23 protein-coding genes are annotated in these 23,831 nt (G+C 64.1%); 6 read left to right on the top strand and 17 right to left on the bottom strand.

Features of this window, described 5'->3' with window-relative positions; genetic code table 11:
• Window positions 1-73: 73 nt before the first annotated feature.
• Entirely contained in the window at window positions 74-1,006 is a 933-nt protein-coding gene (gene htpX, locus GWG67_RS22600; RefSeq protein WP_275171493.1) for a zinc metalloprotease HtpX, read from the bottom strand.
• Between the two features lie 249 nt (window positions 1,007-1,255).
• Here htpX and GWG67_RS22595 point away from each other — a divergent pair, with 249 nt between their 5' ends.
• The 3 genes from GWG67_RS22595 to GWG67_RS22585 all read left to right on the top strand — a co-directional run bounded on the left by GWG67_RS22595 (window position 1,256) and on the right by GWG67_RS22585 (window position 4,611).
• Window positions 1,256-2,557 (top strand): lytic murein transglycosylase, encoded by a 1,302-nt coding sequence (locus GWG67_RS22595; protein WP_275171491.1) that lies wholly within the window; start codon window positions 1,256-1,258, stop codon window positions 2,555-2,557.
• A 265-nt stretch (window positions 2,558-2,822) separates the two neighbouring features.
• A complete protein-coding gene (locus GWG67_RS22590) occupies window positions 2,823-3,326 on the top strand; it encodes a DUF1993 family protein (RefSeq protein WP_275171490.1) in 504 nt (167 codons plus the stop codon).
• A gap of 184 nt (window positions 3,327-3,510) precedes the next feature.
• Window positions 3,511-4,611: an alkene reductase gene (locus tag GWG67_RS22585; RefSeq protein ID WP_275171488.1), complete on the top strand. Its 1,101-nt coding sequence runs from the start codon at window positions 3,511-3,513 to the stop codon at window positions 4,609-4,611.
• 207 nt (window positions 4,612-4,818) lie between these two features.
• Here the strand turns inward: GWG67_RS22585 and GWG67_RS22580 are convergent, their stop codons facing one another.
• From GWG67_RS22580 to glpD, 7 genes are all read right to left on the bottom strand, one after another.
• The gene (locus tag GWG67_RS22580; protein ID WP_275171808.1) at window positions 4,819-6,561 is read right to left on the bottom strand and encodes an ABC transporter substrate-binding protein; all 1,743 of its coding nucleotides are present in this window, start codon (window positions 6,559-6,561) and stop codon (window positions 4,819-4,821) included.
• 127 nt (window positions 6,562-6,688) lie between these two features.
• Window positions 6,689-7,018, bottom strand: a complete 330-nt coding sequence (locus GWG67_RS22575) for a DUF2160 domain-containing protein (RefSeq protein WP_211398805.1) — start codon at window positions 7,016-7,018, stop codon at window positions 6,689-6,691.
• Window positions 7,019-7,028: 10 nt separating this feature from the next.
• Window positions 7,029-7,835 carry a carbohydrate ABC transporter permease gene (locus GWG67_RS22570; RefSeq protein ID WP_007606994.1) on the bottom strand — a complete coding sequence of 269 codons (807 nt, stop codon included), beginning with the start codon at window positions 7,833-7,835 and terminating at the stop codon, window positions 7,029-7,031.
• Window positions 7,835-8,737 (bottom strand): carbohydrate ABC transporter permease, encoded by a 903-nt coding sequence (locus GWG67_RS22565; RefSeq protein ID WP_275171486.1) that lies wholly within the window; start codon window positions 8,735-8,737, stop codon window positions 7,835-7,837. The genes GWG67_RS22570 and GWG67_RS22565 overlap by 1 nt, the downstream gene beginning before the upstream one ends.
• Complete coding sequence (locus GWG67_RS22560; protein WP_275171484.1) at window positions 8,737-9,822, bottom strand: ABC transporter ATP-binding protein; 1,086 nt, start codon at window positions 9,820-9,822, stop codon at window positions 8,737-8,739. The genes GWG67_RS22565 and GWG67_RS22560 overlap by 1 nt, the downstream gene beginning before the upstream one ends.
• A 12-nt stretch (window positions 9,823-9,834) precedes the next feature.
• On the bottom strand, window positions 9,835-10,974 hold the full coding sequence (locus tag GWG67_RS22555) for an ABC transporter ATP-binding protein (RefSeq protein ID WP_275171483.1): 1,140 nt from the start codon (window positions 10,972-10,974) through the stop codon (window positions 9,835-9,837).
• Entirely contained in the window at window positions 10,971-12,521 is a 1,551-nt protein-coding gene (gene glpD / locus GWG67_RS22550) for a glycerol-3-phosphate dehydrogenase (protein WP_275171482.1), read from the bottom strand. Before glpD ends, GWG67_RS22555 begins: the two co-directional genes overlap by 4 nt.
• Before the next feature lie 230 nt (window positions 12,522-12,751).
• On the opposite strand from glpD, the gene GWG67_RS22545 reads away from it, so the two are divergent.
• Window positions 12,752-13,033, top strand: a complete 282-nt coding sequence (locus tag GWG67_RS22545; RefSeq protein WP_275171807.1) for a type II toxin-antitoxin system Phd/YefM family antitoxin — start codon at window positions 12,752-12,754, stop codon at window positions 13,031-13,033.
• Window positions 13,030-13,455 (top strand): type II toxin-antitoxin system VapC family toxin, encoded by a 426-nt coding sequence (locus GWG67_RS22540; protein WP_275171481.1) that lies wholly within the window; start codon window positions 13,030-13,032, stop codon window positions 13,453-13,455. The genes GWG67_RS22545 and GWG67_RS22540 overlap by 4 nt, the downstream gene beginning before the upstream one ends.
• A 2-nt stretch (window positions 13,456-13,457) precedes the next feature.
• On the opposite strand, the gene GWG67_RS22535 is transcribed toward GWG67_RS22540, so the two are convergent.
• Window positions 13,458-14,300: a DeoR/GlpR family DNA-binding transcription regulator gene (locus GWG67_RS22535; protein ID WP_275171480.1), complete on the bottom strand. Its 843-nt coding sequence runs from the start codon at window positions 14,298-14,300 to the stop codon at window positions 13,458-13,460.
• A gap of 91 nt (window positions 14,301-14,391) precedes the next feature.
• Entirely contained in the window at window positions 14,392-15,066 is a 675-nt protein-coding gene (locus tag GWG67_RS22530) for an HAD family phosphatase (protein ID WP_275171479.1), read from the bottom strand.
• A gap of 154 nt (window positions 15,067-15,220) precedes the next feature.
• Between GWG67_RS22530 and GWG67_RS22525 the strand changes: the two genes are divergently transcribed.
• Complete coding sequence (locus GWG67_RS22525) at window positions 15,221-15,682, top strand: nuclear transport factor 2 family protein (RefSeq protein WP_275171477.1); 462 nt, start codon at window positions 15,221-15,223, stop codon at window positions 15,680-15,682.
• 120 nt (window positions 15,683-15,802) lie between these two features.
• On the opposite strand, the gene GWG67_RS22520 is transcribed toward GWG67_RS22525, so the two are convergent.
• The 7 genes from GWG67_RS22520 to GWG67_RS22490 all read right to left on the bottom strand — a co-directional run bounded on the left by GWG67_RS22520 (window position 15,803) and on the right by GWG67_RS22490 (window position 23,810).
• Window positions 15,803-15,994 (bottom strand): hypothetical protein, encoded by a 192-nt coding sequence (locus tag GWG67_RS22520; protein ID WP_008137732.1) that lies wholly within the window; start codon window positions 15,992-15,994, stop codon window positions 15,803-15,805.
• Between the two features lie 216 nt (window positions 15,995-16,210).
• Window positions 16,211-16,621 (bottom strand): acyl-CoA thioesterase, encoded by a 411-nt coding sequence (locus tag GWG67_RS22515; RefSeq protein ID WP_275171476.1) that lies wholly within the window; start codon window positions 16,619-16,621, stop codon window positions 16,211-16,213.
• A 50-nt stretch (window positions 16,622-16,671) separates the two neighbouring features.
• Window positions 16,672-18,768 carry a 3-hydroxyacyl-CoA dehydrogenase NAD-binding domain-containing protein gene (locus GWG67_RS22510; RefSeq protein WP_275171475.1) on the bottom strand — a complete coding sequence of 699 codons (2,097 nt, stop codon included), beginning with the start codon at window positions 18,766-18,768 and terminating at the stop codon, window positions 16,672-16,674.
• Window positions 18,769-18,770: 2 nt separating this feature from the next.
• The gene (locus GWG67_RS22505) at window positions 18,771-20,054 is read right to left on the bottom strand and encodes an acetyl-CoA C-acetyltransferase (protein WP_275171473.1); all 1,284 of its coding nucleotides are present in this window, start codon (window positions 20,052-20,054) and stop codon (window positions 18,771-18,773) included.
• Entirely contained in the window at window positions 20,054-22,321 is a 2,268-nt protein-coding gene (locus tag GWG67_RS22500) for an acyl-CoA dehydrogenase (protein ID WP_275171472.1), read from the bottom strand. Before GWG67_RS22500 ends, GWG67_RS22505 begins: the two co-directional genes overlap by 1 nt.
• Window positions 22,322-22,489: 168 nt before the next feature.
• The gene (locus GWG67_RS22495; protein WP_027516354.1) at window positions 22,490-23,113 is read right to left on the bottom strand and encodes a flavin reductase family protein; all 624 of its coding nucleotides are present in this window, start codon (window positions 23,111-23,113) and stop codon (window positions 22,490-22,492) included.
• Between the two features lie 97 nt (window positions 23,114-23,210).
• A complete protein-coding gene (locus GWG67_RS22490; protein WP_027516353.1) occupies window positions 23,211-23,810 on the bottom strand; it encodes a TetR/AcrR family transcriptional regulator in 600 nt (199 codons plus the stop codon).
• Between the last annotated feature and the right edge of the window lie 21 nt (window positions 23,811-23,831).

Below are 23,831 nucleotides of genomic sequence, written 5' to 3'. Positions count from 1 at the left end.
GGGTGTTAACACCGGCCGGGACCGCCCTGTGTGCGACAGGTCACAAAGCGCGCAAATTCCGGCCGCGTCCGCATCAGCCCCAAGGCCCGCGCGAGGACGAGCGGCCCCACGGGCCTCGCGGCGGATAGTTCTCATTGGCGCCGACCGACGGCGACGCCTGCGCACCAAGCTCGGCTGCGAGCTGCTGAAGCGCCGCGATGCGATTCTGCGTCGAGGGATGGGTGGCGAACAGATTGTCCACGCCATGACCCGACAGCGGATTGATGATGAACATGTGCGCGGTGGCGGGATTTCGTTCCGCCTCGACATTCGGGACCTGATGCGCTGCGCCTTCGATCTTCACCAGCGCCGATGCCAGCCACATCGGCTGACCGGCGATGCGTGCGCCGAGATTGTCCGCGGCATATTCGCGCGTACGACTGATGGCCATCTGCACCAGCATGGCGCCGATCGGGGCTAGGATCATCATCAGGATCGAGCCGACGATGCCCGGGCCGTTGTTGTCGCGGTTGCCTCCGAAGAACATGCCGAACTGCGCCAGCATCGAGATCGCACCCGCAATGGTCGCGGTCACAGTCATCAGCAGCGTGTCGTGGTGCTTGATATGCGCGAGCTCGTGCGCGATCACGCCGGCGAGCTCCTCGCGGCTGAGCTGGCGCATCAGCCCGGTGGTGACCGCAACCGCGGCATTCTCGGGATTGCGCCCGGTGGCAAACGCGTTGGGCTGCGGCTCATCCATCAGGAACACGCGCGGCATCGGCAAGCCGGCGCGGCTCGCAAGCTCGGCCACGAGCCCGACCAGCTCCGGGGCGCTGCTGCGGTCGACCTCATGGGCGCCATACATCGACAGCACCATCCGGTCGGAATTCCAGTAGGTGAAGAGATTGGTCGCCGCGGCAATGACGAGCGCAATCATGGCGCCGCCGGCACCGCCGATCAGATAGCCGACACCCATGAACAGGGCGGTGAGGCCTGCGAGCAGCATTGCGGTACGAAGATAGTTCATGGCCGTCTCCCGAGGCCGGCCGTGGCCGCTGGAGGCGTTGCGGGCCGGCGAGCATGAGGTAGGGATGACCCCCGTCCACGTGCAAGGTTTCAGGGTGCGTCGCGGAGACGCGGCACTGGCCCAACATTGCTTTTCCGTCATGGCCGGGCTTGTCCCGCCTGCGCGGTCATGACGAAGGGATGGTTTGAGGCGCTCAATTCCCTTAAGCTTTGGCAAGATTCCCCACGCCCCTTCCCCGCCGGAAACCTCATGCTCCAGACCCGATTTGCGATCGCGGCCGCCGCCCTGCTCACGCTCGCCCTTCCCGCCTCTGCCCAGTTCGCTCCGCCACCCGCAAAGCCGGCGGTCCCCAGGGCCGCCGCGCCCTCCCCACGCGCGGCGTCGTGCCACAATGGCGCGAACTTCGATCGCTTCCTGGCCGATGTGAAACAGCAGGCTGTTGCCGCCGGCGTGTCGCAGCGGACGATCGCGGCGGCCTCGCCTTACCTCGTCTACGACCAGGGCATCGTCAATCGCGACCGCGGCCAGCGCGTGTTCGGCCAGCTCTTCACCGAATTTGCCGGCCGCATGGCCGCGCCCTATCGCATGCAGAACGGCCAGCAGCACATCAAGCAACATGCGGCCGCATTCGCCCGCGCGGAAAAGGAATACGGCGTGCCGCCGGCGGTGATTGCCGCGTTCTGGGGATTGGAGAGCGACTTCGGCGTCAACATGGGCAATCTGCCGACACTGAAATCGCTGGTGTCGCTGGCCTATGATTGCCGCCGCTCGGAGATGTTCGTGAACGAGACCATCGCCGCGCTGAAGATCATCGACCGCGGTGATTTGCATCCCGACGAGATGGTCGGATCCTGGGCCGGTGAACTCGGACAGACCCAGTTCCTGCCCGTGCATTACGTCAACTATGCCGTCGACTATGACGGCGACGGACGACGCGATCTCCTCCGCAGTGAGGACGATGTGATCGGCTCGACCGCGAACTACATCGCCAACGGATTGAAGTGGCGGCGCGGTGAGCCGTGGCTGGAGGAGATCAAGGTGCCGCAAAACCTGCCGTGGGATCAGACCGACCTCACGGTGCGAGAGCCGCGCTCGAAATGGGCGCAACTCGGCGTCACCTATCCCGACGGCCGGCCGCTGCCGAACGACAATCTCGCGGCCTCCGTGCTGCTGCCGATGGGACGCTTCGGTCCGGCCTTTATGGCGTACCCGAATTTCGCGGCTTATACCGAGTGGAATAACTCGCTGATCTATTCGACCACCGCGGGTTATCTCGCCACCCGCATCGCGGGCGCGGCTCCGATGCGAAAGCCGTCCACACCGGTCGCGCAGCTGCCGTTCAACGAGCTCAAGCAATTGCAGCAGCTTCTGGTCCAGGCCGGCTTCAACGTCGGCAAGGTCGACGGCGTGCTGGGCCAGCAGAGCCGCGCCGCGGTGAAGGCGATGCAGATCAAATACGGTCTGCCCGCCGATTCCTGGCCGACGGCCGAGCTGCTCGCCCGCATGCGCGGTGGCACGGCGCAGGCACAGCCGGCGGCCACGATCCGCTAAGCACTAGAATTGCTGTCATGCCCCGCGAAAGCGGGCATCCAGTACGCCGCGGCCTGTCGATACAATCACAGCTGCCTCGGAGTACTGGATCGTCCGGTCAAGCCGGACGATGACAGCAGGGTATGGCGCCCATAGCACCACAAGCCCGCTCGGTAGAATTTTCGCACTGCACAAGCCGCTCGCGCGATTGTATTTTTCCATGAGGTTCCCATGTGAGTGGCTCAGGTTTTTCTCCTGAGATTTCCCACCACAGAGCGAGCATCACATGTCCTTCCACGACGCCGTCGTTCCCGCCTATTTGCAAATGCTGAACAGCCTGACCGGCCTGCTCACGAAAGCCGAGGCGCATTGTGCGGCCAAGAAGGTCGATCCCGCCGTCCTGCTCGGCTCCCGCCTGTTTCCGGACATGCTGCCGCTCTCGAAGCAGATCCAGCTGGTCAGCGATTTCGCAGCCAAGGGCTGCGCCCGGCTGACCCATAGCGAAGTGCCGTCCACACCGGACACCGAGACCAGCTTTGCCGAATTGAAGCAGCGGCTCGCCAAGACCATCGACTATGTGAAATCGTTCAAGCCGGCGCAGTTCGAGGGCGCCGACACCAAGGACGTCACCTTCCCGGCCGGCCCCGACAAGTCCATCACCATGAAGGGCCAGCAATTCCTGAGCGCGTTCTCGCTGCCGAACTTCTATTTCCATGCCGCGACCGCCCACGGGATCTTGCGTCACAACGGCGTCGAAATCGGAAAGCGCGACTACATGGGCGCGAACTGAGTTTTCCAACTCGTGCGACCGCGGCAGGGAGATCAAATCCACTGCCGCGGCCCGCAATTGCACATCAATTAAGCTGCGCAAGGCCCGTGCGCAGCTCGCCAGCGCTTTCCGTATGGCTCCTCCCTTGCGCCTCCTGTCGCAATGCACAAGTGTTCCGGATCTCTCACCGCCTGGAAGCATTCTCATGAGCCGTTCGACCAAATTGTTTGAGACCTACAAGCTCGGCCCGATCACGCTGGCGAACCGTTTCGTGATGGCGCCGCTGACGCGCAACCGCGCCGTTCCCGGCACCTTCGTACCGGTCGCGCTCGCCGCCGACTATTACGCCCAGCGCGCCTCGGCTGGGCTTCTGATTACCGAAGCAAGCCAGGTCTCGCAGCAGGGCCAAGGCTACCAGGACACCCCCGGCATCTACTCCAAGGAGCAGGTTGCCGGCTGGCGCAAGGTCACCGATCAGGTGCACCAGCGCGGCGGCAAGATCTTCATCCAGCTCTGGCATGTCGGCCGCATCTCGCACGTCGACCTTCAGGCCAATGGCGCAGCCCCGGTGGCGCCGAGCGCGATCCGCGCCAAGGGCAAGACTTTCGTCAACGGCGGCTTCGCCGACGTCTCCGAGCCCCGTGCGCTCGAGCTCTCCGAAATTCCGGGGATCATCGACGATTTCAAGCGCGCCACGAAGAACGCACTCGAGGCCGGCTTCGACGGCGTCGAGATCCATGGCGCCAACGGCTATCTGCTCGAGCAGTTCGCCAAGGACGGCACCAACAAGCGTACCGACGCCTATGGCGGCTCGATCGAGAACCGCGCACGGCTGATGCTGGAAGTCTCCAAGGCCGTCGCGGCCGAAGCCGGCGCCGAGCGCACCGGCATCCGCATCTCGCCGGTGACGCCGGCCAACGACATCTCGGATTCGAACCCGCAAGCCTTGTACGACCATATCGTCGACGGGCTCGCCGCGCTGAAGCTCGTCTATCTCCACGTCGTCGAAGGCGCCACCGGCGGTCCGCGCGACATCGCCCCGTTCGACTATGCCGGCTTGCGCAAGCGCTTCCCCGGCGCCTACATCGCCAACAACGGCTATGATTTCGATCTCGCCACCAAGGTGCTGGACGCGAACGCGGCCGATCTCATCGCCTTCGGCAAGCCGTTCATCTCCAATCCCGATCTGGTCGAGCGGCTGAAGCAGGGCGCGACGCTGAACGATTGGGACAAGAACACGTTCTACGGCGGCGGCGCCAAGGGATACACGGACTATCCGACGCTGGCGGCCGAACCGGCTGAATAAGCGGGCACAGCTGTCATGCCCGAAGGCGGGCATCCAGTACGCCGCGGCTTCTCGATTCAATCACGACCGCCTCTGGAATACTGGATCGTCCGCCTTCGCGGACGATGACAGCGGACGATAATCGAGAGAGTACTACGTCACGCAAAACAAGAAAAAGGCCGGGATTGCTCCCGGCCTTTCGTTTTTTGATGTCGCTCGAGGCAGCGCTTACTTCGCTTCCGCGCGCTTCGGGGGCTGTGCCGGCCACGACTTGATCAGGGTGTCGTAGTCGACCGTCTCGCCCTTCGGCTTCTCGTTGGCGAGCTTGCGTTGCGGAGCAATCGTGCCGTCCTTCTGGGCCTTGGCGAACCAGTACTCGGCCGTTTCCTTCTTGTGCAGCTTCGGACCGCAGGCGCCCTGCACGCCGGACTTCTCCAGACGCTCCATCACGGAATCTTGCGCAGCGGCAAGCGAGTCCATCGCGGCTTGCGGCGTCTTCGCACCGGACGACGCATCGCCGATGTTCTGCCACCACAGCTGCGCCAGCTTCGGATAGTCGGGCACGTTGTTGCCGGTCGGGGTCCACTGCACGCGCGCGGGCGAGCGGTAGAACTCGATCAGGCCGCCGAGCTTCGGCGCACGCTCCGTGAACGACTTGTCCCAGATGTCGGATTCACGGATGAACGTGAGACCGACATGGCTCTTCTTCAGCGACACCGACTTGGAGACGATGAACTGGAGATAGAGCCAGGCTGCCTTGCGGCGATCCGCCGGGGTCGACTTCAGCAGCGTCAGCGAGCCAGCGTCCTGGTAGCCGAGCTTCATGCCTTCCTTCCAGTACGAACCGTGCGGCGACGGAGCCATACGCCACTTCGGCGTACCGTCCGCGTTCATCACGGCGATGCCCGGCTTCACCATGTCGGCGGTGAAGGCGGTGTACCAGAACATCTGCTGGGCGATGTTGCCCTGCGCCGGCACCGGACCGGACTCGGAGAAGGTCATGCCCTGGGCCTGCGGCGGAGCATACTTCTTCATCCAATCGAGGTACTTGGTGATCGAGTAGACCGCGGCCGGACCGTTGGTGTCGCCACCACGCTCCACCGAGGAGCCGACCGGACGGCAGCCTTCCATGCGGATGCCCCATTCGTCGACCGGCAGACCGTTCGGGATGCCCTTGTCGCCGTTACCGGCCATCGACAGCCAGGCGTCGGTGAAACGCCAGCCGAGCGACGGGTCCTTCTTGCCATAGTCCATATGGCCATAGACCTTGACGCCGTTGATCTCCTTGATGTCGTTGGTGAAGAACTCGGCGATGTCTTCATAGGCCGACCAGTTCACGGGCACGCCGAGCTCGTAGCCATACTTGGCCTTGAACTTGGCTTTGTAGTCGGCGTTGGTGAACCAGTCGTAGCGGAACCAGTACAGGTTGGCGAACTGCTGGTCGGGCAGCTGGTAGAGCTTGCCGTCCGGCGCGGTGCCGAACGACTTGCCGATGAAGTCGTTGACGTCGAGCATGGGGTCGGTGACGTCCTTGCCCTCGCCCGTCATGTAGTCCGACAGCGCGATGGTCTGGCCGTAGCGGAAGTGGGTGCCGATCAGGTCGGAATCGTTGATCCAGCCGTCGTACACGTTCTTGCCGGACTGCATCTGTGTCTGCAGCTTCTCGACGACGTCACCTTCCTGGATGAGGTCGTGCTTGAGCTTGATGCCGGTGAGTTCGGAGAACGCCTTGGCCAGCGTCTGCGCCTCGTATTCGTGGGTCGTGATGGTCTCGGAGACGACGTTGATCTCCATGCCCTTGAAGGGCTCGGCGGCCTTGGCGAACCACTCCAGCTCCTTCTTCTGGTCTTCCTTCGACAGCGTCGAGGGCTGGAATTCCGCGATCCACTTCTGGATCGCGGCGTCGTCGGCGGCGCGCACCGGCGCCGAGACGGCCAGCGACACCGCGACGATGGCGGCGACGCTGGACATCGTCAGAAAGCTATTCTTGGTCAATGAACGTTCCCTTCTCCTAAACTGCCGCATGTTATTCCTCCATTGCAGCGACAAACTTTTTACAGACCCGGGTTGGTCCCGGATCTGGCCGTTCCTTCGCGGGCTAGACCGTGCGGAAAATGAGTACGGCCGTGGCCAGCGAAATTCCTGATGCGATCCAAAGGCGCGAAATTTCAAGTCCGTCCTCGCCGATCGGCAGCGTGGCGAGGGCGTCAGTGCCGGCGAAAGCGATCCAGAGCAGGTGGATGACCGCCGCCGTGATCAGGGAGATGAACAGACGGTCGCCGCGCGTGGTCGGGATGCGCAGCACGCCGACGCGCTCGGCTTCGGGATAGGCCACCCCAAGCCAGGTCATCACGGCCAACGTGCAGGCGAGCGCGACAAAGAAGATCGCCGTCGGCGGCGTCCAGGCCATCCATGCAATAGATTCCATTGATGCCTCCCTACACCCGACCGAGCGCGAAACCGCTCGCGATATAATTGCGGACGAACCAGATCACGAGCGCGCCCGGGATGATCGTCAACACGCCGGCAGCGGCCAGCAGGCCCCAGTCCATGCCTGCGGCCGACACCGTACGCGTCATGATCGCCGCGATCGGCTTGGCCTGCACCGAGGTCAGCGTGCGCGCGAGCAGCAGCTCGACCCAGGAGAACATGAAGCAGAAGAAGGCGGCGACGCCGATGCCGCTCGCGATCAGCGGCACCAGGATCTTGATGAAGAAGCGCGGGAAGGAATAGCCGTCGAGAAAGGCGGTCTCGTCGATCTCGCGCGGCACGCCGGAAACGAAGCCTTCCAGGATCCACACCGCAAGCGGGACGTTGAAGATGCAGTGCGCGAGCGCGACCGCCCAGGGCGTATCGAACAGCCCGATCGCCGAATAGAGGTTGAAGAACGGCAGTGCATAGACCGCGGCCGGCGCCATGCGGTTCGACAGCAGCCAGAAGAACAGATGCTTGTCGCCGAGGAAACGGTAGCGCGAGAACGCATAGGCCGCCGGCAGCGCCACCGAGATCGAGATGATGGTGTTGAGGACGACATATTCCAGCGAGTTGATATAGCCGGAATACCAGCTCTCGTCGGTGAAGATGCGCTTGTAATGCTGGAGCGTCGGGGCGTGCGGCCACAGGGTCATCGTCGAGACAATCTCGGCGTTGGTCTTGAAGCTCATGTTGACGAGCCAGTAGATCGGCAACAGCAGGAAGATCAAGAACAGCGCCATAATGAGGCGACGGCCGGGGATCGAGTGCATCACGCGGCTCCTTCCTGCGGCTTCCGCTCGGCGCCGGCATTGGTCATGACGGTGTAGAAGATCCAGCAGACGATCAGGATGATGAGGTTGTAGACCAGCGACAGTGCGGCGGCCTTGCCGAGGTCGAACTGGCCCAGCGCGATCTTGACCAGCTCGATCGACACGAAGGTCGTCGAATTGCCGGGACCGCCACCTGTCACGACGAACGGCTCGGTGTAGATCATGAAACTGTCCATGAAGCGCAGCAGCACCGCGATCAGCAGCACGCGGTTCATCTTCGGTAGCTGGATCGCCTTGAACACCGCCCAGCGCGAGGCGCCGTCGATCTGCGCCGCCTGGTAATAGGCTTCGGGAATCGACTTCAGGCCGGCGTAGCAGAGCAGCGCGACCAGGCTCGTCCAGTGCCAGACGTCCATCACGATGACGGTGACCCAGGCGTCGATCTCGTTGGAGACGTAATTATAGTCGATGCCGATGGCGTTGAGGACATAGCCGAGCAGGCCGATATCGGGGCGGCCGAAGATCTGCCAGATCGTGCCGACCACGTTCCACGGGATCAGCAGCGGCAGCGCCAGGATGACGAGGCAGGCCGCGACCGTCCAGCCCTGGCGCGGCATCGACAGCGCGACCACGATGCCGAGCGGCACCTCGATCGCGAGGATCACCAGCGAGAAGAACAGATTGCGGCCGAGCGAAGCCAGGAAGCGGCCGCCGAGATCGGTCGAAGGATCGAGCAATTCCTTGAACCAGCCGACACCGTTCCAGAAGAACTGGTTGTTGCCGAAGGTATCCTGCATCGAATAGTTCACTACCGTCATCAACGGCAGCACTGCCGAGAAGGCGACGACCAGGAACACCGGCAGCACCAGGAACCAGGCTTTTTGGTTGACGGTCTTGTCCATCAGGCGGCTCCCTCCACCAGAAGGCTGTCGACATAAACGTGGACGTGCGACGGGTCGAATTTCAGGCCGGCCGTGCCGTCCGGGCTGGTGAAGCCGGCCGGCGCGCGTGCCGCGAGTTTTGCGTCACCGAGCCGCGCCCGCGCGAAGCGGATGCGGCCGAGGTCGTCCACGCGTTCGATCTTCGCACTGAGCAGGCCGGGCGCAGGCGCGACGGCCTCAACGAATTCTGGACGGACGCCGATCTCGATCTTCGCGCCATCAGGCAGCTTGTCGTAGCTACGGTTGAGCGCGATGACGTGACCGCCGATCCTGGCCTCGCGGCCCCTCACCTCGGCCGGCAGGATGTTCATGCCGGGCGAGCCGATGAAATAGCCGACGAAGGTGTGCGCCGGCTTGTCGAACAGCTCGGCCGGCGTACCGCTCTGCACCACGCGGCCGTCATGCATGACCACCACGGTGTCGGCGAAGGTCAGCGCTTCGGTCTGGTCGTGGGTGACGTAGATCATCGTAAGGTCGAGCTCGCGATGCAGCGCCTTCAGCTTGGAGCGGAGCTGCCATTTCAGCTCGGGGTCGATCACGGTGAGCGGCTCGTCGAACAGCACGGCGGCGACGTCGGAGCGGACGAGGCCGCGGCCGAGCGAGATCTTCTGCTTGGCATCGGCCGTGAGCCGTGTCGCCTTGCGGTTCAGATAGGGCTCGAGGTCGAGCAGGCGGCCGATCTCGGCGACGCGCTTGTCGATCTCGACCTTCGGCACGCCGCGGTTCTTCAGAGGGAACGCCAAATTCTGCCCCACCGTCATGGTGTCGTAGATCACCGGAAACTGGAACACCTGGGCGATGTTGCGCTTCTGGGTTGACAGCGGTGTGATGTCCTCGCCGTCGAACAGGATTTTCCCCCGCGACGGCGTGATGATGCCGGAGATGACGTTGAGCAGCGTGGTCTTGCCGCAGCCGGACGGCCCGAGCAACGCGTAGGCGCCGCCCTGCCGCCACGTCATGGTGACAGGCTTGAGAGCAAAGCTGTCCTGCGGCGCATCATTGCCGCCGTAGGAGTGGGCGAGATCGACGAGGTCAATGCGGGCCATGTCGCACCTCCCTCAGGAAACTTTGATTGTTGACGCGTTTTCTTCACGCGAACCGCTACGCACTTCGCTTGAAAACGCTATGGCGGGTGCCGCGACCAGCCGGTCGGCAGCATCGAACACGAAAACGTCGTTGGGATCGAGCACGGCATCGAGCGTCTGGCCGAGCTCGAACTCGTGCACGCCGTGCAACACCGCCACCCAGTTGGATCCATCGCGGGTCAGATGCACGAAACTCTCCGAACCGGTGATCTCGGTCACCGTTACCGTGGCATGGAAGGCGTGGCGGTCAGTCTCGCCATTGGCAAGCGCGAGCTGATGGGCACGAAATCCGACGCGATAGGCGCCGTCGGCGAGCGAGGAATAAAGACCGGACGCCGGCGCGGCGATGCCACCCGCATATTGCACAGAACCGTTCTTCTTCTCGATGCCGACGAGATTGAGCGGCGGATCGGAGAACACCTGCGCGACGCGCAAGGTCTGGGGCCGCCGGTAGACCTTCGGCGTCTCGCCGATCTGAAGCGCTTTCCCCTCCCACATGCACACCGTATTGCCGCCGAGCAGCAGTGCCTCGGTCGGCTCGGTGGTGGCATAGACGAAAATCGCACCGGACGCCTCGAAGATGCGCGGCAGCTCGGTGCGCAGCTCCTCGCGCAGCTTGTAGTCGAGATTGGCGAGCGGCTCGTCGAGCAGCACGAGGTCGGCGCCCTTCACCAGCGCGCGCGCCATCGCAGTTCGCTGCTGCTGGCCGCCGGAAAGCTGGAGCGGCGTGCGCTTCAGAAACGGCTCGAGCCGGAGCAGCCGGGCGGCTTCCGCGACCCGCGCCTCGATCTCGGCGCGCGGCTTGCCCTGCACGCGCAAGGGCGAAGCGATGTTCTCGTAAACCGACAGCGAGGGGTAGTTGATGAACTGCTGATAGACCATCGCGACCGAGCGTTGGCGCACGTCGACACCGGTGACGTCCTTGCCATTGACCAGCAACTTGCCCGATGTCGGCTTGTCCAGGCCTGCGAGCAGCCGCATGATCGAGGTCTTGCCCGACAGCGTCGGCCCGAGCAGCACGTTGAGCGTGCCGCTCTCGAGCGTCAGCGAGACGTCGCGGATATGTGGGATACCGTCGACAGTCCGGGTCACGTGATCGAGTGTCACGGTCATGAGCGTCCTCCCGCTTCCAGCAGAGGACTTTGCTGCACGGCGTGGGTCCTGATCCAGTCGTCAAGCGCCGCGATCTCATCGGCACTTAGTCGCAGGCCGAGCTTGGAACGGCGCCAGACAACGTCGTCGGCGGTAACGGCCCATTCGTGGGCCATGAGATAGCGGACTTCGCGCTCGGTCAGCGTCGCACCGAAGGCCCGGCCGAGATCGGCCGCCGATTTCGCATCCCCAAGCAGCTTGATCGCCCTCGTGCCATAGGCGCGCGCCAGGCGCCGCGCATGCTCGTGGCTGAGGAAGGGATAGCCGCGCTGAAGCTCGGCGATCAGGCCGTCGACATCGGACACGCCCATGTCGCCGCCGGGCAGCGGCCATTTGCCGGTCCAGCCTTCGCGCGCTTTCGCACTGCGAAGATAGGGCGCGAGCCGCTCCAGCGCCTCCTCGGCGAGACGGCGGTAGGTCGTGATCTTGCCGCCATAGATTGACAGCAGCGGCACGCCGCCGGGCGTGTCGAGCTCGAACACATAGTCGCGTGTCGCGGCCTTGGCTTCGCTGGCGCCGTCATCGTAGAGCGGACGCACGCCGGAATAAGTCCAGACCACGTCGTCAGGCGTGACAGGCTTCGCCAGATATTCACTTGCCGCCGTGCAGAGATACTGGATCTCCTCGGCCGTCGCCTTCACCTTGGCAGGATCGCCGTCATAGTCGCGGTCGGTGGTGCCGATCAGCGTAAAATCGTCCTGATAGGGAATGACGAAGATGATGCGGCCGTCGGCATTCTGGAACATGTAGGCGCGGTCGTGGTCGTAGAGCTTTTTCACGACAATGTGCGAGCCTTGCACCAGGCGCACCTTGGCTTTGGCGTTGACGCCGGCGCCGCGGCCGAGCACATCCTCGACCCAGGGACCGCCGGCATTGACCAGCGCACGGGCCTGGATCGACGAACGCGCGCCGGTCAGCGTGTCGATCATGCTGACGGTCCAGATGCCGTCTGACTGTTTGATATCCGTCGCACGGGTGCGGGTGCGGATCTCGGCGCCCTTGTCGGCGGCATCGCGCGCGTTGAGCACGACGAGACGGGCATCATCGACGAAGCAGTCGGAATATTCGAACGCACGGCCATAGCGGTTCGGGATCAGCGGGCGGCCGACCTCGTCACGCCGAAGGTCGACCGAGCGCGTCGCCGGCAACAGATGACGGCCGCCGATGTGGTCATAGAGGAAGAGGCCGAGGCGCAGCAGCCAGGCCGGCCGCAGGCCCGCGTGGTGCGGCAAGACGAAACGCAGAGGGCGAATGATGTGGGGCGCGATGCCCCAGAGGATCTCGCGCTCGATCAGCGCCTCGCGAACCAGCCGAAACTCGTAATATTCGAGATAGCGCAGGCCGCCATGCACCAGCTTGGTCGACCAGGACGACGTCCCGCTCGCCAAATCATTCATTTCGCACAGGAAAACGGAGTTGCCGCGGCCCACCGCGTCGCGCGCGATGCCGCAGCCGTTAACGCCGCCTCCGATAATGGCGAGGTCGAAAATACGCTCCAACAGACGCATCCCCCGGCGACCGCCCGTTCAATCGAGCGGTTACTTTCGTTTTTGATTAGATCACACCAAGAAACGAAAGCAAGATGAAAGAGAGGCGGAAGGAAGTGAAAGCGGAACTTCTAAGGGGGCAAATGGGTGCGGAAATGAGCAGTTCAGGAGAGGACTAGAGCAGCATTATTGCTCTTGATTAGTCTGCGATGACCATTATTAGTTACTATAGTCATATTGGTCTTATCTGCATGACAGAACACAGCACTGCACCAGATTCACCAGCGACGGACTCATGGACGCTTGCTAACGCCAAGGCCCGGCTCTCCGAGGTGATCGACCGTGCCCAAGCTGGCCCGCAAATCATCACCCGACACGGCAAGCCCAATGCGGTGATCGTTTCCGCCGAGGAATGGGCGCGCAAGACGGCGCGCAAAGGTACCTTGGCCGAATTCCTGCTGGCTTCGCCGCTGCGTAGCGCCGACCTCGAGCTCGAACGCGTGCACGACGCGCCGCACGACGAGACGCCGTGAATCTACTGCTCGACACCAACGTGTTGTCGGAGGTCCAGAGGCCGGCCCCTTCGCCGAAAGTCTTGTCATGGCTTGATACGATCGACGAGGATCGTGCGTTCATCAGCGTGGCATCGATCGCCGAGCTTCGTCGCGGCATCGCATTGCTGGAGGACGGCCGTCGGCGCGCAGCACTGGCCGCCTGGCTTGCCCACGATCTGCCGGAGCGTTTTGCCGGGCGCACCCTGCCGATCGACCACGCGGTGGCGGAACGCTGGGGTGACCTGATGGCTCAGAGCCGCAGAAGCGGCGTCGCATTGTCTGTTATGGACGGCTTCTTTGCCGCGACTGCCCTTGCGCACAACCTTACGCTGGTCACACGCAACGTGAAGGATTTTGCGGCCTTCGGAGTCTCGCTGCTGAACCCGTGGGACAACCCATAGTCCTACCTCAGCCGCACCACCGGCGCGGCCTCGGGCGCTTCTTGTGCCTCGGCTTGGGCATCATCGACGTCCGCCGCCTTCGGCATCGCCGCCATCACCTCGATGCCCTTGCCGTGGCAGATGGTGGCGAGGCGCTCGGGCAATTCCTGGTCGGTGACGAAGGTCTGGATCTGGCTGATATGGGCGATGCGCACCGGCGCGCTGCGGCGGAGTTTTGTGGAATCGGCGACCAGCATGACGCTGCGGGCGTTGGCGATGATGGCTTGCGCCACCTGCACCTCGCGATAGTCGAAGTCGAGCAGCGCGCCCTCCTCGTCGATCGCGGACGCCCCGATGATGGCGTAGTCAACCTTGAACTGGCCGATCAGCTGCGTCGCGGTCGAGCCGACCACCGCACCGTCGGCGCGCCGCACCGTGCCGCCGGCGACCACCACCTCGATGCGGGGATGGCGGTAGAGCAGCATGGCGACGTTGAGATTGTTGGTGATAACGAGGAGATCCTCGTGCGAGGTCAGCGCGCTCGCGACCTCCTCGGTCGTGGTGCCGATGTTGATGAAGAGCGAGCAGCCATTCGGAATCAGTGAGGCGGCCGCGGCTCCAATCGCCTTCTTCTCGTCGGCGGCGACGAACCGCCGCGCCTCATAGGCGAGGTTTTCCACGCCGGAGGCGATGATGGCGCCGCCATGAATGCGGGTCAGCGAGCGGCGCTCGCAGAGATCGTTGAGATCCTTGCGGATGGTCTGCGCCGAGACCTCGAACCGGCGCGCCAGCTCCTCGACCATGACGCGGCCCGAGGCTCGCGCGATGTTGAGGATTTCGGCTTGGCGATGAGTCAGTCCGGTCACGGCGATAGCCTTAGGTCAGGAAGCTGCATGGTGCGGCGGTTCGCGCCTTCGGTCAATGCGCGCGCCGATCACGGTTAACGGACGAAGGTCCTCACCACGCCATCGCGGCAGCGAGGCGCGCGAGCAGCGTGGGATCGTCGAAGGCGCTGGCGGAGGCGATAGCCCCGGCGGCGACGAGATCGGCGTGGCTGAGGCTGGTCCGGATGCCGATGGTCGGAATGCCGGCCGCTGCGGCCGATTGCACGCCGGTGCGGGAGTCCTCGAAGGCGATCGAGGCCATCGCGCTGGCGCCGGCAAAGCGCAACCCTTCCTGATAAGGCAGCGGATGCGGCTTGCCGTGCAACAGCTCGGCGCCGATCACGAGCGCCTTGAAGCGGTCCGTGATGCCGAGGCCGGACAGCAGCATCTCCGCATTGAGCCGCGGGGCGTTGGTCACGGCAACCATGGGAATACCGGCCGCATCCGCCCTGTCGAGCAGCGCCATCAGGCCCGGCAGCGGCTCGATCTGCCCAGCGACGAGCTCGCGGAAGACTTCCTCCTTCTCATTTAGGATCAAGGCACGCCGTTCCGGCGCCTCGTCTGGCAGAAAGCGCTCGCCGATCGATATATTCGCGAAACCTTGCAGCTCCCTGGAGAAGCGTGCGTGATCGAAGACATGGCCGCGAGGGCCGAACACCTGATTGAAGGCCTTCAGGTGCAGCGGATCGGTGTTGGCGAGCGTACCGTCGATGTCGAACAGCAACGCCCTGCCGATAGCCTTGATCATGTCCGTACTTTCCCGAATATATGACGCATCAATACGAAAGCCGTATCAATACAGCGCCAATCGCGCAATGACGCACGTGCATAACCACCACGCGACACTCGACAAAGTCGCGCGCGGCTGCAACACTCCATGCAAGATCAAAAAGGAGGAAACGATGACGATCAACCGACGCGATCTGGCTCTCTCGACTCTTGCTGTCTCCACTCTTGCAGTCTCAGCGCTGACGATACCGGTGCTGGCAGCCTCGGCGGACGAGGAAGCCGTGGCGAAAAAGGTCGAGGCGTTCCGTCTCGCCCAGATCGCGGCCGATCCCAAGGCGCTCGGCGCGCTCTGCGCCGACGAGGTGAGCTACAGCCATTCCAGCGGCAAGGTCGAGGACAAGGCGACCTTCGTCACCAACGCCACCGACGGCAAATCCAAATTCCTGTCGATCGAGTACAAGGACCCGACCATCAAGGTCGTCGGCCCCGCCGCGATCGTGCGTTTCCACTGGGTGGCGGAACAGGAGATGGCGGCCGATGGGAAAAAAGTGCCGACCAACCTTCACATCCTGATGAACTGGCAGAAGCAGGGCGACGACTGGAAGCTGCTCTCACGGGCGGCGACGAAGTTGTGATTGACGGTGTCATTCCGGGACGCGCCGAAAGGCGCGGGCCCGGAATCCGTTCGTCGACATTCTCTGCGGCAAAATGGATTGCGGGCTCGCGCTACGCGCGCCCCGGAATGACAGCTGCGCTTACGCCGCTTCCTTCACATCACCGTTAACCAGCTTGCGCGCGGCGCGCTCGGCTTCGCGGGCGTTGCGGAAGAGCTGGCCTTCGAGACGGTTGAATTGGTGGGACGAGGCGAAGAAGCAGTAGCCCCCCTGGCCACGAACAACGATTCCCGCGGTCTCTGAATTAACTTCGATGATGTAGCTGTCCGGCATGGCCCGTAGATTCCTCAGTGCGGGCAAATAACGGCAGCTCTGCCCAAAGGTTCCTAGGGCATATGAGGCCGTTTCCACCCCGAATCGACAGGCAACTGAGTACGCCGGGACCTCATCCGTTTTATGACTGGTTCTTGGCAAAGCCGCGGCGTCGTGACTCAGTCGCGCCGCGTTTGGCAGCGCCGCACCTGAGATGAGGCGCAACGCCGCGCGCGATTACGTCGCGATCGCGGTGTCGGTCGGGCGAACCGGCTGCGGGCGGCCGTGCTCGTCGATCGAGACGTAGGTGAAGTTGCCGTCGGTGACGAGGAACGGTTGCTGCTCGCCGCGGCGCAGCGCCCACGCTTCCAGATGCACGGTGATGGAGGTGCACCCGACGCGGACGAGGTGGGCGTGAACCGACACGAGATCGCCGACATAGACGGCCTTGCGGAAATTCATCGCCTCGATGGCGACGGTCACGGTGCGCGACTTCGCAACCTTTGACGCAAACACGCCGCCGCCGACATCCATCTGGCTGAGCAGCCAGCCGCCGAAGATGTCGCCGTTTGCGTTGGTGTCGGCAGGCATCGCCAGCGTGCGAATGCAGAGATCGCCGCCCGGCCCCGCGTTGTCTTGCTCGTTCATGCCTCTCTCACTCGAAGACTGCTCACTTGAAATCGCTCACTTGAAACTGCTCACTTGAAATTATCCCAGCCCGGATCCGGTGCAAAGCGTTCGCCGAATCTGCCGGCCAGCGCGCGCAGAGTGGATACGACGTGATCCACGCCACGCGTGCGCGCATAGTTCAACGGGCCGCCACGGAACGGTGCATAACCGGTGCCGAAGATCATGGCGCCATCGACCATGTCGGCATCATCGACGATACCCTCGCGAAGCGCCGCAACGCAGACGTTGGACATCGGCAGCACCAGGCGGTCGATCATCTGGTCGGTGACGCGCGGACCGGTCTCGGGTAACGGCGCCTTCTCGGCCTTGCCGTCGCGCCAGACGTAAAAGCCCTTGCCGGTCTTGCGGCCGAGTTCGCCCTTGGCGACCTTTTCGCGCAGCCAGGCCGGCGTCGGCGGCAGCAGATCGCCGAACTTGGTGCGCAGCATGTCGCCGACATCGAGACATATGTCGAGCCCGACCTGGTCGGCCAGTTCGATCGGCCCCATCGGCATACCGAACTGCTCCGCGGCAGCGTCGATCAGGCGCTGGTCGATCTTCTCGTCCAGCATCACCATCGCTTCCAGCATATAGGGCGTCAGCGCGCGGTTGACGAGAAAGCCCGGAGAGCTCTTCACCGGCAAAGGCAGCCGATCGATCGTGCCGACGAAAGCGAGTGCCTGCTTCAGCGCCTGCGTATCGTTACCGTCATGGCTGACGACTTCGACCAGTTGCAACCGCGACACCGGGTTGAAGAAGTGGAGGCCGACCAGCCGCTCCGGCCGCGCCAGCGTGGTGCGCAAATCCTGGAGCGGAATGCTCGACGTGTTGGTCGCGAGAATCGCGCCCGGCTTCATCCGCGGCTCGAGACCGGCATAGACCTTCTGCTTGAGCTCGAGCTTCTCCGGCACCGCCTCGATGATGAGATCGGCGTTGCGAACGCCCTCCCCGTCCACGTCGGGGATCAGGCGATCGAGCGCGTCGCGCACCTCGGTCGGCTTGCGGATGATCTTGCCATAGAGCTCGGCGGCGCGCTTGACCGCGCCCGCAATCGGCTCCGCCTTCATGTCGGCGAGCGAGACGCGCAGCCCCTGCCCCGCGCACCAGGCCGCGATGTCGCCGCCCATGGCGCCGGCGCCGATGATGTGGACATGCTTGATCGTGTTGCCGGAGCCTGCCGCTTTCTTCATCTGCTCGCGCAGGAAGAACACGCGGATCAAATTCTGCGCAGTCGGCGTCACCATCAGCTTGGCGAACGAGGCCTGCTCTGCCTTGAGCATCGCGGCCTTGCGGCCGCCATGGGTCTCCCAGAGATCGATCAAGGCATAGGGCGCCGGATAATGCTCGCGGGACGCGGCCTTCGCGGCCTCCGAGCGCATGCGCCTGGCCAGCAGCCCGCGCACCGGGCCGAAATTGGCTGCGCGCGTGAGCATCCCCGGCCGTACCCGCTTTAGCCGGCCAAACAGTGCGTCCTTCACCGCATTGCGAACGTGGCGCTCCTGCGTCACGGTGTCGACGAGGCCGAGCGATTTGGCGCGGCGGGCATCGATGGTGCGGCCGGTCAGCATCAGGGCCATCGACTGGGTCGGATTGACCAGCGCAGTGAAGCGCGCGGTGCCGCCGAGACCGGGATGTAGCCCCAGCATCACCTCAGGGAAGCCGAAGCGGGCGCCGTCGATGGCGATGCGCGACTGGCAGGCCAGCGCGACTTCGAGCCCGCCGCCGAGGCAGAAGCCATGGATCACCGCGACCGTCGGCAGCTTCAGCGCTTCCAGATGGTCGACCACCGCATGGGCCGCGCGGATCCGCGTCTCGACCATCCCGGCATCAGCGACGCCGCGAAATTCGTTGACGTCGGCGCCAGCAATGAAGCCGGACGGCTTTGCGGAGCGGATCACGAGGCCGGCAGGGCGCTCGGTCTCGATCGCCGCCAGCACGGCGTCGAACTCCTCCATCACGTCCGAGGACAGCGTGTTGGCACTGGCATCGGCGCGGTCGAACACAAGCCAGGCGATGCCGTCAGCGTCGCGCGTCAGCTTGAAGTGGCGGTAAGGACTGTCGGCAGCGGGCTTGGGCCCGAGCTCCAGCACGCGATCGCCGAGCGCGGTCATGATCCTGGAATCCATGGTCACACCGCCTCGATCAGCATGGCGCCGCCGAGCCCGCCGCCGATGCATTCGGTGGCAACGCCGCGCCGCGTGCCGAGCCGCTTCATGGTGTTGACGAGATGCAGCACGATGCGATTGCCGGAGGTGCCGACGGGATGCCCGAGCGAGATGGCGCCGCCATCGACATTGAGTTTTTCGCGGTCGATCTCACCGGCAGCGCCGTCCAGCCCCAAAATCTCGCGGCAGAACTTGTCGTCATTCCAGGCGGCGAGGCAGCCGAGCACCTGGGTGGCAAAGGCCTCGTTCAGCTCCCAGGTCTGGACGTCCTGGATGGTGAGATCGTTGCGCTTCAGCAGCGGCGTCGCAGACATCACGGGACCGAGACCCATGATGCTTGGATCAAGTGCGGCCCAGTTGCTGTCGACGATGACGGCCTTCGGCGTCAGACCGTGCCTGGCGACCGCTTCGTCGGACGCCAGGATCACCCAGGACGCGCCGTCGGTGATCTGAGAGGAATTGCCGGCAGTGACCTGGCCCCAGGGACGCTCGAACACCGGCCTCAGTTTTGCCAGCGACTCGGCTGTCGAGTCCGGACGCACGCCATCGTCATGGTTGAAGAATTTTCCGTCGCGGGAGAACGCGGTTTCGACTTCGCCCTTGAGAAAACCTTCTGCCTGCGCATGCGCGAGCCGGCGATGGCTCTCGGCGGCATAGGCATCGGACTGCGCGCGGGTGATGCCGAAGAGATGGCCGACGACTTCGGCAGTCTGGCCCATGTTCAGGTCGGTGATGGGATCGGTCAGCCCACGCTCGAGTCCGATGATCGGTTTGAGATAGCGCGGCCGCAGCTTGAAGGCTGCGGCAAGCTTCGCGGCGACGCCCTTGGCGGTGGCAAGGCCGGCGAACCAGCGCACGCCGGAATTGGGCCAGACCAGCGGCGCGTGACTAAGCGCCTCGGTGCCGCCGGCGAGAATCATGTCGGCATGGCCCTCGCGGATGTAGCGGTAGGCGGTGTCGATCGACTGCATGCCCGAGCCGCAATTGATCTGCACGGTGAAGGCGACCATGTCCTCGCCCATGCCGAGCCGGAGCGCGGCGACGCGGGCCGGGTTCATTTCGTCCGCGATCACGTTGACGCAGCCGAGGATGACCTGATCGAATGTATCAGGCGCAAACGGTTGGCGCGCCAGCAGCGGCCGGCCGCATTGCACGGCGAGATCGACCGGCGTGAACGGCCCCGGCCCCGAGCGCGCCTTCAGAAACGGCGTCCGGCTGCCGTCGACGATGAAAACCGGTCGTGCCATCAGCTCGCCGCCCTCTGTTCACCGAGTTCTTGGAAGAACTGATGCACGTCGCCGGTTTTCTTGTAAATCGGCGACAGCGCCTCCGGCGCAAAATCGTCGACCTCGATCACTTCAGTGACGGCTTCGCGGGCCGCGGCCAGCTGCTCGCCTTCGGCCTGCGTGATCACACCCTTGGCCACCGCATCCTTCCAGTCGCTCATATGCGCCGCGCGCATGCGCCTGGCGATGGCGTCCGTACCTGCGACCAGGTTGAACGCACGCTCCAGCCGGGCGAAGCCGCCATCGTCGTCGACATAAGCGAGGTCGGGCGTGAGGCGGTCGCGCGCGGCCGACGGCTCCAGCACCAAGCTCGCGCATTGATGCACGACCCGGTCGGAGGGACCCAGCACGCGGGCGCCGAAGGGCTGGACCACGAATTTGAGGATGCCTGCGACGAAACGGTTCGGCAGATTGGCGAGAATCTCCGCAAGCCGATTCTCGATGGTCCGGAAGCCCGTCGCCATGCACCATTCGAGCGCGGCAAAGTCCTCCTTCTGCTGGCCCTCGTGCTGCCAGCGTTTGAGCGCGGCCGAGAGCAGATACAGCTCGGACAGGATGTCGCCGAAGCGCGCCGACAGCATCTCCTTACGCTTGAGCGCGCCGCCGAGCGTCAACAGCGCCATATCGGCGCAGAGGGCAAACGCCGCGGAGTAGCGCGAGAGCTGACGATAGAATGGCCTGGCGTCACCCGCATCGGGTGCAAGCGCGAAGACGCCAAAGCTCCAGCTCCGGCCGAAGGCGCGCAAGAGTGTCTCGAAGCTGTGGCCGACATGCTTCCAGAACACCTTGTCGAAGGCAGTGAGCCCGCGCTCGCGATCGGCATCCGCGAGCGCATTCATCTCGTCGAGCAGATAAGGATGGGCGCGGATGGCGCCCTGTCCGAACACGATGAGATTTCGGGTGAGGATATTGGCGCCCTCGACGGTGATGCCGACAGGGACGGCACGGTGGAGATTGCCGAGATAGTTTTGCGGACCGTCGATCACGGCCTTGCCGCCATGGATGTCCATGGCGTCGTCGACCGCGGTGCGCATCCGCTCGGTCGCGTGCAGCTTCATGATGCCCGAGATGACGGCCGGATGGATGCCGGCATTCAGCGCGGCGCATGTGAGCCGGCGGGCCGCATCGAGCTGATAGGCGGTCGCGACGATGCGGGCGAGCGGCTCCTCGACGCCTTCGAATTTGGAGATGGAGATGCCGAACTGCTCGCGGATGCGGGCATAGGCGCCGGTGGTGCGGGCGGCATAGGCGGCGCCGGCGGCGGAGAGCGACGGCAACGAGATGCCGCGGCCGGGGGCGAGCGCCGTCATCAGCATCTTCCAGCCCTGCCCCAGCCGCGCCTGGCCGCCGATGACGTAGTCGAGCGGAATGAAGACGTCGCGGCCCCAATTCGGACCGTTCTGGAAGACCTGCATCGACGGCAGATGGCGTTTGCCGATTTCGACCCCGGGAAGGTTGGTCGGGATCAGCGCCACGCTGATGCCGAGCTCTTCCTGGCTTCCCACCAGATGATCGGGGTCATAGGCCTTGAAGGCAAGGCCAAGCAGCGTCGCGACCGGGCCGAGCGTGATGTAGCGCTTGTGCCAGTTGAGCTTCAGACCCAGCACCTCCTGGCCCTCGAAGGTGCCCTTGCAGATGATGCCGGTGTCGACCATCGAGGCGGCATCAGAGCCGGCCTCGGGGCTGGTGAGGCCGAAGCAGGGAATGTCGCGGCCGTCGGCAAGACGCGGCAGCCAGCGCTGCTGCTGCTCCTTGGTGCCGAAGTGCATCAGGAGTTCGCCAGGGCCTAACGAGTTCGGCACCATCACCGTCACCGCGGCGGCAATCGAGCGGGTCGAGATCTTGCGCACCACTTCCGAGTGCGCATAAGGCGAGAAGCCGAGGCCGCCGAACTCCTTCGGAATGATCATGCCGAAGAATTTTTCGCGCTTGATGAAGTGCCAGACATCGGGCGGCAGGTCGCGCCATTCCCAAAAGATCTTCCACTCGTCGAGCATGGCGCAGAGCTCATCGACGGGGCCGTTGAGGAAGGCCTGCTCCTCTTCAGTCAGCGTTGCCTGTTTGACCTTCAGCAGCTTCGACCAATCAGGGTTGCCGGTAAAGAGATCGGCGTCCCACCAGACGTCGCCGGCCTCCAGCGCCTCACGCTCGGTGTCCGACATCGCCGGCAGCACGCCGCGTGCCCAGGAGAAGATCGGCTTTGTCAGGCTGTCGCGGCGGAAGCTCATGGCGGACCTCATGCATCGGCGCGGTGATCGGGCATTTTAGCGGAAAGTGGCCGGCGGCGGTGAACACTTCACCTGCGAAAAGACGCGAATTGACGCGGCCGGGCAGCCGCCCAGGGCCATAACGGCCGAGGCGTGGTGGCAGTTCCGGGAGTACGGAGGTCGGCCGATCTAATCCGGCCGCACCATCTCGAACATATTTTCCGGCTTGATCTCGAAATAATCACCGCTGCGGCCGGCGCGGACGATCGGGCGGGCGGCGGCGGTCTGGTAGACGCCGTCCTTGATCATAGCCTTGTCGATGTGAACGGCAACGACCTCGCCGAGCGTCAGCCAGGCATTGGCCTCCTTGCCGTCGGCGCCCTTGAGCCGGACGATGTCGGACACCTTGCACTCGAAGGCGACGGGACTCTCGCCGACGCGCGGCACGTTGACGAGCCTGCCGGGCACAGCGGTGAGGCCGGCGACCTCGAACTCGTCAACCTCAGGGCCAACGTGCGCCGCCGTCGCGTTCATGTGCCTCGCCAGGTCCATGGTGGCGAGATTCCAGACGAACTCACCGGTCTGCTGGATGTTCTCGACCGTGTCCTTCCAGTTGGTGGAGGAGAAGCCGATGATCGGGGGGACATAGCAGAACGCGTTGAAGAAGCTGTAGGGGGCGAGATTGACGTGGCCTTTGGTGTCGCGCGACGAAATCCAGCCGATCGGCCGCGGCGCGACGATGGCGTTGAAGGGATCGTGCTTGAGGCCGTGGCCCTTGGCGGGCTCGTAAAAGTGCAGGTCTTTGTCGGTCACGCGCTTGCTTCTCCACTGCCCGTCGTTCCGTGGCGGTCCGCAGGACCGAACCCGGAACGACGGCAGATCCGCTTATAGGGGGAAATTCCTGGGCGCGTCAGTGCCGCGGGGACAATCCCGCGATGACGAAATCGATCATCTGGTCGATGGTCGGGCCCGGCTTGGTAGCGCACTGGGCGATCATCTGGGGGTGGAAAAAGCGCATCATCGCCGTGCAGGCGCACAGCGCGGCCAGTTGCAGGTCCGGCGCCTCGAACTCGCCGGAGGCCACGCCTTGCGCGATCATCTGGCCGATGACTCCGGCAATGCATTCCATGTGGTTGACGCAGACGTCCCAGTCCTCCTGCATCGCGATCTCGACCATCTCGTGCAGCTTATTGTCGCCGACATAGCGCTCGGTGTTCATGCGATGGATGGTGGTGAGCAGCTCACGGAAGCGCGGCAGCACCGGACCGGGCCTCGCCACGATCCGCTGCGCTTCCAGCTCGACCTCGCCCATCAGCGAGCGGGCCACCGCCTGATGAATCGCCTTCTTCGATTCGAAGAAACGATAGACGTTGGCGGGGCTCATCTTGAGCTCCTTGGCGATGTCGCCGACCGTGGTCTTGAGATAGCCGATCTGGCGGAACAGCCGCTCAGCCACCTCGAGAATACGATCCCGGGTGTCGCCTTCGATATGTTCCGAAACCAGTGTCATCTGTCAGGACTCGTCAATCAG

The organism is Bradyrhizobium sp. CSS354 (assembly GCF_029051725.1).
Classification (GTDB): Bacteria; Pseudomonadota; Alphaproteobacteria; order Rhizobiales; family Xanthobacteraceae; genus Bradyrhizobium.
The sequence above is the reverse complement of the archived record's forward strand: the minus strand, read 5'-3'. Positions and strand labels throughout refer to the sequence as shown.

Bases quoted from the DNA above. Each gene is read 5' to 3' on its own strand.
- GWG67_RS22560 (WP_275171484.1), bottom strand. From the start codon at position 9,822: ATGGCCCGCATTGACCTCGTCGATCTCGCCCACTCCTACGGCGGCAAT.
- GWG67_RS22555 (WP_275171483.1), bottom strand. From the start codon at position 10,974: ATGACCGTGACACTCGATCACGTGACCCGGACTGTCGACGGTATCCCA.
- GWG67_RS22545 (WP_275171807.1), top strand. From the start codon at position 12,752: ATGACAGAACACAGCACTGCACCAGATTCACCAGCGACGGACTCATGG.
- GWG67_RS22530 (WP_275171479.1), bottom strand. From the start codon at position 15,066: ATGATCAAGGCTATCGGCAGGGCGTTGCTGTTCGACATCGACGGTACG.
- GWG67_RS22575 (WP_211398805.1), bottom strand. From the start codon at position 7,018: ATGGAATCTATTGCATGGATGGCCTGGACGCCGCCGACGGCGATCTTC.
- GWG67_RS22565 (WP_275171486.1), bottom strand. From the start codon at position 8,737: ATGGACAAGACCGTCAACCAAAAAGCCTGGTTCCTGGTGCTGCCGGTG.
- GWG67_RS22500 (WP_275171472.1), bottom strand. From the start codon at position 22,321: ATGAGCTTCCGCCGCGACAGCCTGACAAAGCCGATCTTCTCCTGGGCA.
- GWG67_RS22510 (WP_275171475.1), bottom strand. From the start codon at position 18,768: ATGGATTCCAGGATCATGACCGCGCTCGGCGATCGCGTGCTGGAGCTC.
- GWG67_RS22520 (WP_008137732.1), bottom strand. From the start codon at position 15,994: ATGCCGGACAGCTACATCATCGAAGTTAATTCAGAGACCGCGGGAATC.
- GWG67_RS22525 (WP_275171477.1), top strand. From the start codon at position 15,221: ATGACGATCAACCGACGCGATCTGGCTCTCTCGACTCTTGCTGTCTCC.
- GWG67_RS22595 (WP_275171491.1), top strand. From the start codon at position 1,256: ATGCTCCAGACCCGATTTGCGATCGCGGCCGCCGCCCTGCTCACGCTC.
- htpX (WP_275171493.1), bottom strand. From the start codon at position 1,006: ATGAACTATCTTCGTACCGCAATGCTGCTCGCAGGCCTCACCGCCCTG.
- GWG67_RS22570 (WP_007606994.1), bottom strand. From the start codon at position 7,835: ATGCACTCGATCCCCGGCCGTCGCCTCATTATGGCGCTGTTCTTGATC.
- GWG67_RS22580 (WP_275171808.1), bottom strand. From the start codon at position 6,561: ATGTCCAGCGTCGCCGCCATCGTCGCGGTGTCGCTGGCCGTCTCGGCG.
- glpD (WP_275171482.1), bottom strand. From the start codon at position 12,521: ATGCGTCTGTTGGAGCGTATTTTCGACCTCGCCATTATCGGAGGCGGC.
- GWG67_RS22515 (WP_275171476.1), bottom strand. From the start codon at position 16,621: ATGAACGAGCAAGACAACGCGGGGCCGGGCGGCGATCTCTGCATTCGC.
- GWG67_RS22590 (WP_275171490.1), top strand. From the start codon at position 2,823: ATGTCCTTCCACGACGCCGTCGTTCCCGCCTATTTGCAAATGCTGAAC.
- GWG67_RS22585 (WP_275171488.1), top strand. From the start codon at position 3,511: ATGAGCCGTTCGACCAAATTGTTTGAGACCTACAAGCTCGGCCCGATC.
- GWG67_RS22490 (WP_027516353.1), bottom strand. From the start codon at position 23,810: ATGACACTGGTTTCGGAACATATCGAAGGCGACACCCGGGATCGTATT.
- GWG67_RS22505 (WP_275171473.1), bottom strand. From the start codon at position 20,054: ATGGCACGACCGGTTTTCATCGTCGACGGCAGCCGGACGCCGTTTCTG.